At 71.1% G+C, this 14,364-nt stretch carries 1 protein-coding gene (only partly in view); it reads left to right on the top strand.

Annotated features, from left to right (window positions below; genetic code table 11):
- Nucleotides 1-14,364, top strand: partial view of a non-ribosomal peptide synthase/polyketide synthase gene (locus tag D7X12_RS02655; protein ID WP_120623688.1) — the 3' portion only. 17,781 nt of this gene lie to the left of the window's left edge; only the last 14,364 of its 32,145 coding nucleotides appear in the window; its start codon lies beyond the left edge, outside the window; it ends in the stop codon at nucleotides 14,362-14,364.

The following is a 14,364-nucleotide window of genomic DNA, read 5'->3' as shown; positions in this document are numbered from 1 at the left end:
GAAGTGGCCCAGGTGGGCACCTCCATCCCCATCGGTCGGCCCATCAACGCCACGCAGCTCTACGTGCTGGACAAGCACGGCCAGCCGGTGCCCGCGGGCGTCTCTGGCGAGCTGTTCATCGGCGGAGACGGCCTCGCGCGCGGCTACCTGTCGCGCCCGAACCTGACGGCCGAACGCTTCGTCCCGAATCCCTTCGCCACGACGCCCGGAGAGCGCCTCTACCGCACCGGAGACGTGGCGCGGTGGAAGCCGGACGGGGTGCTGGAGTTCCTGGGCCGCATGGACGCGCAGGTGAAGGTGCGCGGCTACCGCATCGAGTTGGCGGAAGTGGAAGCCGCGCTGTTGGCCCACCCGGACGTGCGGGAGGCCGTGGCGCTGGTGCGTGAGGAGACGCCCGGCGACAAGCGGCTCATCGCCTGGTTCGTCGCGAACCCGGAGCTGGACGTGGGCGCGCTGCGCGGCTTCCTGGCACAGCGACTGCCGGAGTACATGCTTCCGTCGGCATTGGTGCCGCGTGAAGCGCTGCCGCTGACGCCCAATGGCAAGGTGGATCGCAAGGCGCTGCTGGCGATGGAAGTCGCGCAGCAAGCATCGAGCACCTACGAAGCCCCCATCACGCCCACGGAAGTCTTGCTGGCGGGTATCTGGGCGGAGTTGTTGCGCGTCCCCCGGGTGGGACGTCATGACAGCTTCTTCGAGCTGGGAGGCCACTCGCTGCTGGCCACGCAGGCCGTGGCGCGCATCCGCACCACCCTGGGCGTGGAGCTTCCACTGGGCGACCTGTTCACCGCCCCCACGGTGGCCGCCCTCGCCGCACGGCTGGGCCGCATCGTCCCGAAGGCGAGCGTTGCTCCCCTCACCCGGGCCAGCCACACGAACGCCCTGCCGCTGTCGTTCGCGCAGCAGCGGCTGTGGTTCATCGACCAGTTGGAGCCGGGCAGCAGCCTCTACAACATCCCCATCGGCTTGACGTTCAGCGGCACGCTGGACGTGGACGCCCTGCGTGGAAGCCTCGATGCGCTGATGGCGCGGCACGAAGCGCTGCGCACCACCTTCCACTCGGAAGAGGGCCAGCCCGTCCAGGTCGTCCACTCGGACTTCCGGGTGCCGTTCGACACGGTGGACCTGACGGGCAGGCAGGACGCGGAGTCGGAGGCCCTGCGGCTGCGGCTGGAGGAGGCCCGCCGTCCGTTCAGCTTGAGTGAGGGGCCGCTGATGCGCGCCCTGCTGCTGAAGCTCGGCGCGGAAGAGCACCAGGTGGTGCTGAACACGCACCACATCGTGTCCGACGGTTGGTCCATGGGGGTCCTGGTCCGTGAGATCACCGCCCTCTACGGGGCGTTGCTCCAGGGCCATCCCTCCGCCCTGCCGGAGCTACCCATGCAGTACTCGGACTATGCGGTCTGGCAGCGCGGCTGGCTCCAGGGGGACGTGCTGGAGGCGCAGCTCTCCTGGTGGAAGGACTCGTTGGCCGGAGCCTCCGGCGTCCTGGAGTTGCCCACCGACAAGCCCCGTCCCCCGGTCCTCACGCAGGAGGGCGCGACGGTGCCGGTGCGCATTCCCCGGGCCCTGAGTGAGCAGGTCGAGGCCCTGGCGAAGCGGGAGCACGTCACGCCGTTCATGGTGTGGCTGGCGGCCTTCCAGACGCTGCTGCACAAGTACTCCGGACAGGACGACGTGCTGGTGGGCTCGCCCATCGCGAACCGGCGTCACGCGGAGACGGAGGGCCTCATCGGCTTCTTCGTCAACACGCTGGTGCTGCGGGCGCGCTTCGGTGAGGCGCGCACGTTCCGGGAGTTGCTGGCCCAGGTGCGCACCACGACGCTGGGCGCGCAGGATCACCAGGACGTCCCGTTCGAGAAGCTGGTGGAGGCGTTGCAGCCCGCTCGGGACCTGGGACGCACGCCGTTCTTCCAGGCCCTCTTCGCGCTGCAGAACGCGCCGCTCCCGGCGCTGTCACTTCCCGGCGTGGCGATACGGCCGCTGGAGGTGGCTTCGGGAACCAGCCGCTTCGATGTGGAGCTGTCGCTGTTCCGCAACCCGGAGGGCTTCGAGGGCGCGCTGCTCTACCGCACGACCCTCTTCGAGCCCGCCACTGCCGCCCGGATGGTCCGCCACCTGGAGGCGCTGCTCGGAGCGCTGGTCTCCGAACCCGGAGCGCCGCTGGAACAGATTCCGCTGCTCACGGAGGCGGAGCGGAAGCAGGTGCTGGTGGAATGGAACGCGACGGGCGGCGAGTACCCGCGCGACGCGAGCATTCAAGACCTCTTCATGGCGCAGGCCGCGCAACGGCCCGATGCCGTGGCACTGGAGTTCGGCGAGACGCGGCTGACGTACGCCCAACTGGATGCGCGCACGAACCAGGGGGCGCACCTGCTGCGAGGGCACGGCGTGGGCCCGGACGTCCTGGTGGCCGTGTGCCTGGAGCGCTCGGTGGAGCTCATCGTCTCGCTGCTGAGCATCCTCAAGGCAGGCGGCGCGTACTTGCCGTTGGATGCCGCGTACCCGGCGCAGCGACTGGCCGCGATGCTGGAGGACGCACCGCCGAAGCTGCTGCTGACGACGCGCGACGTGCGCGCGAAGCTGGCTGTGGACGACGCCCTGCCCTGCCTCTTCGTGGAGGAGCTGCATCTGGAGGATCAGCCCACGACGCCCGTGCAGTCGGGGACGCACGCGCGACACCTGGCCTACGTGGACTTCACGTCCGGAAGCACCGGGCGCCCCAAGGGCGTCGCCGTGGAACACCGGGGCGTGCTGCGCCTGTTGCACCACGCGCCGTACGCGAAGCTGGGCCCGGATGAGACGTTCCTGCTCATCGCGCCCATCTCCTTCGACGCTTCGACTCTGGAGGTCTGGGGGCCGCTGCTCTTCGGCGGGCGTCTCGTCGTCTTCCCGGCCAGCTCGCCTTCGGACCTGGAGCTGCTGGCGAGCACGATCCAGCGGCACGGCGTCACCACGCTGCATCTGACGGCAGGCCTCTTCGCCCAGGTGGTGGACCTGAAGCCCGAAGCCCTCAAGGGCGTGCGGCAGGTCCTCACCGGCGGCGACGTCGTGCCGGCGCCGCAGGTGCGCCGCGTGGTGCAGGAGTTGGGCATCCCCGTCACGGCCTGCTACGGACCGACGGAGACCACCCTCTTCGCCTCCACGTACCGCATGACGGACGTGGCCCAGGTGGGCACCTCCATCCCCATTGGCCGGCCCATCAACGCCACCCAGCTCTACGTGCTGGACAAGCACGGCCAGCCGGTGCCCGCGGGCGTCTCTGGTGAGCTGTTCATCGGTGGAGACGGCCTCGCGCGCGGCTACCTGTCGCGCCCGAACCTGACGGCCGAGCGCTTCGTCCCGAATCCCTTCGCCACCACACCGGGTGAGCGCCTCTACCGCACCGGAGACGTGGCGCGGTGGAAGCCGGACGGGGTGCTGGAGTTCCTGGGCCGCATGGACGCCCAGGTGAAGGTGCGCGGCTACCGCATCGAGTTGGCGGAAGTGGAAGCCGCGCTGCTGGCCCACCCGGACGTGCGGGAGGCCGTGGCGCTGGTGCGTGAGGAGACGCCCGGCGACAAGCGACTCACCGCCTGGTTCGTCGCGAGCCCGGAGCTGGACGTGGGCGCGCTGCGCGGCTTCCTGGCACAGCGACTGCCGGAGTACATGCTTCCGTCGGCATTGGTGCCGCGTGAAGCGCTGCCGCTGACGCCCAATGGCAAGGTGGATCGCAAGGCGCTGCTGGCGCTGGAAGTCGCGCAGCCCGCGACGAGCGTCTACGAAGCCCCCGTGACACCCACGGAGGTGGCCCTGGCCTCGGTCTGGGCGGAGTTGTTGCGCGTCCCCCGGGTGGGACGCCACGACAACTTCTTCGAGCTGGGAGGCCACTCGCTGCTGGCCACACAGGCCGTGGCGCGCATCCGCACCACCCTGGGCGTGGAGCTTCCGCTGGGCGACCTGTTCACCGCCCCCACGGTGGCTGCCCTCGCCGCACGGGTGGGCCGCATCGTCCCGAAGGCGAGCGCCTCACCCATCATCCGTGCGGACCGCACGAGCGCCCCGCCGCTGTCGTTCGCGCAGCAGCGGCTGTGGTTCATCGACCAGTTGGAGCCGGGCAGCAGCCTCTACAACATCCCCATCGGCTTGCTTCTCAGCGGTGCGCTGGACGTGGACGCCCTGCGTGGAAGCCTCGATGCGCTGATGGCGCGGCACGAAGCGCTGCGCACCACCTTCCACTCGGAAGAGGGCCAGCCCGTCCAGGTCGTCCACTCGGACTTCCGGGTGCCGTTCGACACGGTGGACCTGACGGGCAGGCAGGACGCGGAGTCGGAGGCCCTGCGGCTGCGGCTGGAAGAGGCACGCCGCCCGTTCAGCTTGAGTGAGGGGCCGCTGATGCGCGCCCTGTTGCTGAAGCTCGGCGCGGAGGAGCACCAGCTGGTGCTGCACCTGCACCACATCGTGTCTGACGGCTGGTCCATGGGCGTGCTGGTCCGTGAGGTCACCGCCCTCTACGAGGCGTTCCGCCTGGGCCAGCTCCCCTCCCTGCCGGAGCTGCCCGTGCAGTACGCGGACTACGCCGTGTGGCAGCGCGGCTGGCTCCAGGGGGACGTGCTGGAGGCGCAGCTCTCCTGGTGGAAGGACTCGTTGGCCGGAGCCACTGGCGTCCTGGAGCTGCCCACGGACAAGCCCCGGAGCGCCGTCCCCACCCAGCTCGCCGCGACCGTGCCGGTGCATGTGCCGCGAGGACTGAGCGAGCAGGTGGAGGCCCTGGCGAAGCGGGAGGGCGCCACGCCGTTCATGGTGTGGTTGGCGGCCTTCCAGACGTTGCTGCACAAGTACTCGGGGCAGGACGACGTGCTGGTGGGTTCGCCCATCGCGAACCGGCGTCACGCGGAGACGGAGGGCCTCATCGGCTTCTTCGTCAACACGCTGGTGCTGCGGGCGCGCTTCGGTGAGGCGCGCACGTTCCAGGAGCTGCTGGCCCAGGTGCGCACCACGACGCTGGGCGCGCAGGAGCACCAGGACGTCCCGTTCGAGAAGCTGGTGGAGGTGTTGCAGCCCGAACGGGATGCAGGCCGCACGCCTCTCTTCCAGGTGACGTTCACCCTCCAGAACGCCCCGATGCCGGAGCTGCGGCTGCCGGGGTTGTCGCTGCGCCCGCTGGAGGACTCCCCCACTTCCATCCACTTCGATCTGCAGTTGCTGCTGACCCGAGGCCCGGAGGGGTATTCCGGCGCGCTGGTCTACAACACCGCCCTCTTCACCCAGCAGACCATGGCCCGCATGGTCCAGCGGCTGGAGCTGCTGGTGGCGGAGGCCGTCCGGGCACCGGGGACGCGCCTGTCGCGCCTGTCCCTGCTCACGCCCATGGAGCACCGCCAGCTCCTGGTCGACTGGAGCGGCACGACTCGCGAGTACCCGCGCGACGCCTCGGTGCCGGCCCTCTTCACCGAGCAGGCCGCGCGCACGCCGGAGGCTGTCGCGTTGAAGGCTGGCCCCCGGACGCTCACCTACGCGGAGGTGGACGCGGCGTCGAACCGGCTCGCGCATCATCTGCGCGGGGCCGGTGTCAGGCCGGGCGACCGGGTGGGGCTGTGCGTGGAGCGTTCACCGGAGCTCATCACCGCATTGCTGGGCATCCTCAAGGCCGGCGCCGCCTATGTCGCCATCGAGGCCCGGGAGCCCGCCGAGCGCATCACCTGGATCCTCCAGGAGGCCGGCGTCAGCGTGCTCGTCACGCAGGATGCGTTGGCGGACAGCCTGCCGGTGGTGGCGGGGCTGCTCGTGTTGCTGGACGAAGAGGCGGAGCGGATCGCGAAGCAGCCCGCCAGCGCCCTGGAGGTGACGGTGCCCGCGGAGGCGCTGGCCTACGTGATGTTCACCTCGGGGAGCACCGGACGTCCGAAGGGCGTCAGCGTGCCGCACCGGGGCATCGTGCGCCTCGCACGCGACAATGGCTTCCTCGAAGCCGGGCCTGGGGACGTGTTCCTCCAACTCGCGCCCGTCGCCTTCGATGCCTCCACCCTGGAGATCTGGGGCGCGTTGCTCAACGGCGCGACGCTGGTGCTCGCTCCTCCGGGGACGTTGTCCCTGGCGGAGCTGGGCGACGTGCTGGGCCGCGAGGGCATCAACACGCTGTGGCTCACCGCCGCCCTCTTCGAGCAGATGGTGGCCCAGCAGGGACAGGACCTGGCCCGCGTGCGACGCGTGCTCGCGGGGGGCGACGTGCTGCCCGTGACGGAGGTGCGTGAGCACCTCGCGCGCATCCCGGAAGGCGCTGTCCTCATCAACGGCTACGGCCCCACGGAGAACACCACCTTCTCCGCGACGCACGCGCTGCGCACGGGGGACGGGGTGGACCGCGCGGTGCCCATCGGCCGTCCGCTGCGGAACTCCACGGCGTGGGTGCTGGACGCGGCCCTCCAGCCGCTGCCACCCGGAGTGCCGGGAGAGCTGTTCGTGGGCGGTGACGGTCTTGCCTGGGGCTACCTCCAGCGGCCGGACCTCACCGCGGAGCGCTTCATTCCTCACCCCTTCTCCCGTGAGCCCGGTGCGCGCCTGTACCGCACGGGCGACCGGGCGCGGTGGACGGAGGACGGCACGCTGGAGTTCCTCGGGCGCGCCGACTTCCAGGTGAAGCTGCGAGGCTTCCGCATCGAGCCAGGCGAAGTCGAAGCCGTGCTGCGGCAGGCCCCCGGGATTCAGGAGGCGGTGGTGCTGGCGCGGGAGGACGTGCCCGGCGACAAGCGCCTCGTGGGCTACGTCGTGCCCACCGGGGACGGGCTGGAGCTGGACGCGGTGAAGGCCTTTGTCGCGAAGCAGCTTCCTGAATACATGGTGCCCTCCGCCTGGGTGCGACTGCCCGCGCTGCCGCTCAACACCCACGGCAAGCTGGATCGCAAGGCCCTGCCCGCCCCGGAGGCCCCGAGTGCCTCGGAGCGCCGTGCACAGGCGCCGCGCGACGCGCTGGAGGCCCGCCTCGTCGCCATCTGGGCGGAGGTGCTGCATGTGGAAGGTGTCGGCATCGACGACAACTTCTTCGACCTGGGAGGCCACTCGCTGCTGGCCACGCAGGTGGTGGCGCGCATCCGGACCACCCTGGGCGTGGAGCTTCCGCTGGGCGACCTGTTCACCGCCCCCACGGTGGCCGCCCTCGCCGCACGCCTGGGCCGCATCGTCCCGAAGGCGCACGCCGCGCCGCTCACCCGGGCGGACCGCACGAGCGCCCCGCCGCTGTCGTTCGCGCAGCAGCGGCTGTGGTTCATCGACCAGTTGGAGCCGGACAGCAGCCTCTACAACGTCCCCCTGGCCCTGAAGTTCGTGGGCGCGCTGGACGTAGGGGCGCTGAGAGGAAGCCTCGATGCGCTGATGGCGCGGCACGAAGCGCTGCGCACGACCTTCCGCACGGAAGACGGCCGGCCCGTCCAGGTCATCCACGCGAAGCGCCAGGTTCCGTTTGAAACGGTGGACCTGACGCACCTCCCGGACGGGGAGTCGCGGCAGACGGAAGCCGTGCGGCTGCGCAGTGAGGAAGCACGCCGCCCGTTCAGCTTGAGTGAGGGGCCGCTGATGCGCGCCCTGCTGCTGAAGCTCGGCGCGGAAGAGCACCAGCTGGTGCTGCACCTGCATCACATCGTGTCCGACGGTTGGTCCCTGGGCGTGCTGGTCCGCGAGGTCACCGCCCTCTACGAGGCGCTCCATCACGGCCGTCCCCCTGCCCTGCCGGAGCTGCCCGTGCAGTACGCGGACTACGCGGTGTGGCAGCGCGACTGGCTCCAGGGCGAGACGCTGGAGGCGCAGCTGTCCTGGTGGAAGGCCTCGCTGGCCGGAGCCTCCGGGGTCCTGGAGTTGCCCACCGACAAGCCCCGTCCCCCGGTCCTCACGCAGGAAGGCGCGACGGTGCCGGTGCGCATCCCCCGGGCCCTGAGTGAGCAGGTGGAGGCCCTGGCGAAGCGGGAGGGCGCCACGCCGTTCATGGTGTGGCTGGCGGCCTTCCAGACGTTGCTGCACCGGTACTCCGGCCAGGACGACGTGCTGGTGGGTTCGCCCATCGCGAACCGGCGTCACGCGGAGACGGAGGGTCTCATCGGCTTCTTCGTCAACACGCTGGTGCTGCGGGCGCGCTTCGGTGAGGCGCGCACGTTCCAGGAGCTGCTGGCCCAGGTGCGCACCACGACGTTGGGCGCGCAGGATCACCAGGACGTCCCGTTCGAGAAGCTGGTGGAGGAGCTGAAGCCGGCGCGAGATTTGGGACGCACGCCGTTCTTCCAGGCCCTCTTCGCGCTGCAGAACGCGCCGCTGCCAGAGCTGGCACTGCCCGGGCTCTCGCTGCGACCGCTGGAAGCGGACTCGGGCAATGCCCGCTTCGACGTGGAGCTGTCGCTGTTCCGCAACCCGGAGGGCTTCGAGGGCTCGCTGCGCTACCGCACCGCTCTCTTCGAGCCCGCCACCGCCGCCCGGATGGTCCGCCACCTGGAGCTGCTGGTCGGAGCGCTGATCTCCGAACCCGGAGCGCCGCTGGCCCAACGCTCACTCCTCACGGAGGAGGAGCGTCAGCAGGTCCTGGTGGAGTGGAACGACACGCGTGTGGAGTACCCACGCGGAGAGCGCATCCACGACCTCTTCGAGCAGCAGGTCGCGAGGAGCCCGGACGCCATCGCCGTCACGTTCGAAGGCCAGAGCCTCACCTACGCGCAGCTCGACGCACGGGCCAACCAGCTCGCGCACCACCTGCACACGCTGGCCGTGGGACCCGAGTCGCTGGTGGGCGTGTGCCTGGAACGCTCCCTGGAACTGGTCGTCGCGCTGCTGGGCGTGCTCAAGGCGGGCGCGGCCTACGTGCCGTTGGATCCGGCCTACCCGCGCGAGCGCCTCCAGTGGATGTTGGAGGACACTGCGGCCCCCGTGCTGCTGGTGCAGGAGCACCTCGTCGCGAAGCTGCCCCTGGACGGCGAGGCCCCTGCACGGCCTCACGTCGTGAGCGTGGACACCGGCTGGGAGCGGATCGCCCGCCATCCCACGACGGCTCCGGCACCGCGCGCCACCGCCGATGCGCTGGCTTACGTCATCTTCACGTCCGGCAGCACCGGGCGCCCCAAGGGCGCGATGAACGCGCACACGGGCGTCGTCAACCGCCTGCGCTGGATGCGGCAGGAGTACGGCCTCACGTCGGACGACACGGTGTTGCAGAAGACGCCGTTCAGCTTCGACGTGTCCGTCTGGGAGTTCTTCTGGCCGCTGATGACGGGAGCGCGGCTGGTGGTGGCGCGTCCCGGAGGCCATCAGGAGCCGGCCTACCTGGCGCGGCTCATGGTCGAACAGCGCATCACCACCGCGCACTTCGTGCCGTCCATGCTGCGCGTCTTCGTGGAGGAGCCGGGCCTGGAGGGCCTGACGCACCTGCGCCGCGTGATGTGCAGCGGTGAAGCCCTGCCCGCGGACCTGGTGCGCCGCGCCCACGCACGCCTCCCCGTCGCGGAGGTGCACAACCTCTACGGCCCCACCGAGGCCGCGGTGGACGTGACGTTCTGGCACTGCCCGCGCACGGAAGACCTGCGCCGCGTGCCCATCGGTCGCCCGGTGGCGAACACGCGGCTGCACGTGCTCGACCGGCATGGCCAGCCCGTGCCGGTGGGCGTGCCCGGTGAGCTGTTCCTCGCGGGAGTCCAGGTGGGCCGGGGCTACTGGCGCCGCCCGAACCTGACCGCCGAGCGGTTCATCCCGGATCCGTTCAGCACCACGCCCGGCGCGCGCATGTACCGCACGGGAGACCTGGCGCGCTGGCTGCGTGACGGCACGGTGGAGTACCTGGGCCGAGCGGACTTCCAGGTGAAGCTGCGAGGCTTCCGCATCGAGTTGGGCGAAGTCGAAGCCGTGCTGCGGCAGGCCCCCGGGGTTCAGGAGGCAGTGGTGCTGGCGCGGGAGGACGTGCCCGGTGACAAGCGCCTCGTGGGCTACGTCGTGCCCACCGGGGACGGACTGGAGCTGGACGCGGTGAAGGCCTTCGCCGCGAAGCAGCTTCCGGACTACATGGTGCCCTCCGCCTGGGTGCGGCTGCCCGCGCTGCCGCTCAACGCCAACGGCAAGGTGGACCGCAGGGCCCTGCCCGCCCCCGAGGTCCCGAGTGCCTCGGCGCGGCGAGCACAAGCTCCGCGCGACGCGCTGGAGGCCCGCCTCGCCGCCATCTGGGCGGAGGTGCTGCATGTGGAAGGGGTCGGCATCGACGACAACTTCTTCGAGCTGGGAGGACACTCACTGCTGGCCACGCAGGTGGTGGCGCGCATCCGGACCACCCTGGGCATGGAGGTTCCGCTGGGCGACCTGTTCACCGCCCCCACGGTGGCCGCCCTCGCCGCACGCCTGGGCCACGGCGTCCCGAAGGCGCACGCCGCGCCACTCACCCGGGCGGACCGCACGATCGCCCCGCCGCTGTCGTTCGCGCAGCAGCGACTGTGGTTCATCGACCAGTTGGAGCCGGGCAGCAGCGTCTACAACGTCCCCCTGGCCTTGAGGTTCGTGGGCGCGCTGAACGTGCAGGCCCTGCACAGAAGCCTCGATGCGCTGATGGCGCGGCACGAAGCGCTGCGCACGACCTTCCGCACGGAAGACGGCCGGCCCGTCCAGGTCATCCATCCGGACTTCCGCGTGCCGTTCAAGACGGTGGACCTGACGCACCTCCCGGACGAGGGGTCGCGAGAAGTGGAGGCCCTGCGGCTGCGCAGTGAGGAAGCACGCCGGCCGTTCAGCTTGAGTGAGGGGCCGCTGATGCGCGCCCTGCTGCTGAAGCTCGGCGCGGAGGAGCATCAGGTGGTGCTGCACCTGCACCACATCGTGTCCGATGGTTGGTCCCTGGGTGTGCTGGTTCGTGAGGTCACCGCCCTCTACGAGGCGTTCCGCCTGGATCAGGCTCCCGTCCTGCCAGAGCTACCCGTGCAGTACGCGGACTACGCGGTGTGGCAGCGCGACTGGCTCCAGGGCGAGACGCTGGAGGCGCAGCTGTCCTGGTGGAAGGACTCGCTGGCCGGAGCCTCCGGGGTCCTGGAGTTGCCCACCGACAAGCCCCGTCCCCCGGTCCTCACGCAGGAAGGCGCGACGGTGCCGGTGCGCATCCCCCGGGCCCTGAGTGAGCAGGTGGAGGCCCTGGCGAAGCGGGAGGGCGCCACGCCGTTCATGGTGTGGCTGGCGGCCTTCCAGACGTTGCTGCACCGGTACTCCGGTCAGGACGACGTGCTGGTGGGTTCGCCCATCGCGAACCGGCGGCACGCGGAGACGGAGGGTCTCATCGGCTTCTTCGTCAACACGCTGGTGCTGCGCGCGCGCTTCGAGGAGGCGCGCACGTTCCGGGAGTTGCTGGCCCAGGTGCGCACCACGACGTTGGGCGCGCAGGAGCACCAGGATGTCCCGTTCGAGAAGCTGGTGGAGGAGCTGAAGCCGGCGCGAGACTTGGGACGCACGCCGTTCTTCCAGGCCCTCTTCGCGCTGCAGAACGCGCCGCTGCCGGAGCTGGCGCTGCCCGGGCTCTCGCTGCGACCGCTGGAAGCGGACTCGGGCAATGCCCGCTTCGACGTGGAGCTGTCGCTGTTCCGCAACCCGGAGGGCTTCGAGGGCACGCTGCACTACCGCACGGCCCTCTTCGAGCCTGCCACCGCCGCCCGGATGGTCCGCCACCTGGAGGCGCTGGTCGGAGCGCTGGTCTCCGAACCCGGAGCGCCGCTGGCTCAACACTCCCTCCTCACGGAGGACGAGCGTCAGCAGGTGCTGGTGGAGTGGAACGCGACCGGCGGCGAGTACCCGCGTGACGCGAGCATTCAAGACCTCTTCATGGCGCAGGCCGCGCAACGGCCCGACGCCGTGGCACTGGAGTTCGGGGAGACGCGGCTGACGTACGCGGAGCTGGATGCGCGCACGAACCAGGGAGCGCACCTGCTGCGCCAGCACGGCGTGGGGCCGGACGTCCTGGTGGCCGTGTGCCTGGAGCGCTCGGTGGAGCTCATCGTCTCGCTGCTGAGCATCCTCAAGGCAGGCGGCGCGTACCTGCCGTTGGATGCCGCGTACCCGGCGCAGCGACTGGCCGCGATGCTGGAGGACGCACCGCCGAAGCTGCTGCTGACGACGCGCGACGTGCGCGCGAAGCTGGCTGTGGATGACGCTCTGCCCTGCCTCTTCGTGGAGGAGCTGCATCTGGAGGATCAGCCCACGACGCCCGTGCACGCGGGGACCCACGCGCGACACCTGGCCTACGTGGACTTCACGTCCGGCAGCACCGGGCGCCCCAAGGGCGTGGCGGTGGAACACCGGGGCGTGCTGCGCCTGTTGCACCACGCGCCGTACGCGAAGCTGGGCCCGGATGAGACGTTCCTGCTCATCGCGCCCATCTCCTTCGATGCTTCCACGTTGGAGGTCTGGGGGCCGCTGCTCTTCGGCGGCCGGCTCGTCGTCTTCCCGGCCAGCGCACCCTCGGATCTGGAGCTGCTGGCGAGCACGATCCAGCGGCATGGCGTCACCACGCTGTGGCTGACGGCGGGCCTCTTCGCCCAGGTGGCGGACCTGAAGCCTGAAGCCCTGTGGGGTGTGCGGCAGGTGCTCACGGGCGGCGACGTCGTCCCGGCGCCGCAGGTGCGCCGCGTGGTGCAGGAGTTGGGCATCCCCGTCACGGCCTGCTACGGCCCGACGGAGACCACCGTCTTCGCGACGACCCATCGGATGCCTCCCGGAACGCCTGTGCCGGAGACGATCCCCCTGGGCCGACCCATCGCGGAGACCCAGGTGTACGTGCTCGACGCGCAAGGGCAGCCCGTCCCGCCGGGCATCCCGGGCGAGCTGTTCATCGGCGGTGACGGCCTCGCGCGCGGCTACCTGTCGCGCCCGAACCTGACGGCCGAGCGCTTCGTCCCGAACCCCTTCGCCACGACGCCCGGAGAACGCCTCTACCGCACCGGAGACGTGGCGCGGTGGAAGCCGGACGGGGTGCTGGAGTTCCTGGGCCGCATGGACGCGCAGGTGAAGGTGCGCGGCTACCGCATCGAACTGGGCGAAGTGGAAGCCGCGCTGCGAGCGCATCCCGAGGTGCGCGAAGCCGTGGCGCTGGTGCGCCAGGACACGCCGGGCGACAAGCGCCTGGTGGCCTACGTCACGGGCGGCGCCGCCACGCTGGACGGCCCGGCGGTGCGCGCGTTCGTGCAGCAGCGGCTGCCCGAGTACATGGTGCCCTCGGCCGTGGTGGTGCTGAACGCGCTCCCGCTCACCGCGAACGCCAAGCTGGACCGCAAGGCGCTGCCCGCCCCCGGCGACGAGGCCCCCACGCGGGCCCAGGGCATCGAGGCGCCCCGGAACGCGACCGAGGCCCGGCTCGCGCGCCTCTGGGCTGAAGCCCTGGAGGTGGAGACCGTGGACCCGCGCGACAGCTTCTTCGAGCTGGGCGGCCACTCGCTGCTCGCCGTGCGCCTGATGGAGGCGGTGAACCGCGAGACGGGCCGCCGGCTGCCGCTGTCCGCCCTCTTCCAGGCCCCCAGCGTGGAGCGGTTCGCGGCGTTGCTGGAGCAGCATGGGGACGCGGCCACGAACTCACCGCTGGTCCCCTTCGAGGCCGGAGGCACGCCGGGCACCGCCCCGCCGTTCTTCTGCGTCCACCCGGTGGGCGGCACGGTGCTGACCTACGCGGCGCTCGCGCGGCGGTTGGGACCGGAGCAGCCCTTCTACGGCCTCCAGGCCCGGGGGCTGGACGGCACGAGTGAACCCCTGCGCACCCTCGAAACCATGGCCGCGGACTACGTGCGCGCCCTGCGTGAGGTGCAGCCTGTCGGCCCCTACCACCTGGGCGGCTGGTCGCTGGGCGGCGTCATCGCCTACGAGATGACCCGCCAGCTCCGCGAGGCGGGCGAGGAGGTGGCGCTGCTCGCGCTGCTGGACTCCTTCGTGCCGGAGCCCGTGCCGGCGTCGGAGCCGCGCCTGGATCGCACGCTGACCGTGAGCCTGTTCGCCCAGGACCTGATGGGCATCTCCCTGGCTGACCTGGAGCTGGACCTCGGGGCGCTCGCGGCCCTGGAGCCCGAAGCGGCCCTCACCCAGGTGCTGGAGACCGCGGCCCGGGCAGGCGCCCTGCCGCCCGGGACGGACGCCGGGACCGCGGTGGGCCTCTTCCGTGTGTTCGAGGCCAACCTCGAAGCCGCCCGCCGCTACCACACACCCGCGCTGGATCAGCGGGTGCTGCGCGTCCACGCGGAGGAGCAGCCCACGACGGTCACGGATGACGGTGGCTGGAGCACGCGGGTGGGCGAACGGCTGGAGTCGCACCGCCTGCCGGGCAACCACTACACGCTGCTGCGCGAGCCCCACGTGCAGCGCGTGGCGGACCTGCTGAAGAAGGCCCTCCGCCGGGATTGA

Origin of the sequence: Corallococcus sicarius (genome assembly GCF_003611735.1) — a bacterium.
Classification (GTDB): Bacteria; Myxococcota; Myxococcia; order Myxococcales; family Myxococcaceae; genus Corallococcus; species Corallococcus sicarius.
This window is presented reverse-complemented; position numbering and strand designations above follow the sequence as displayed.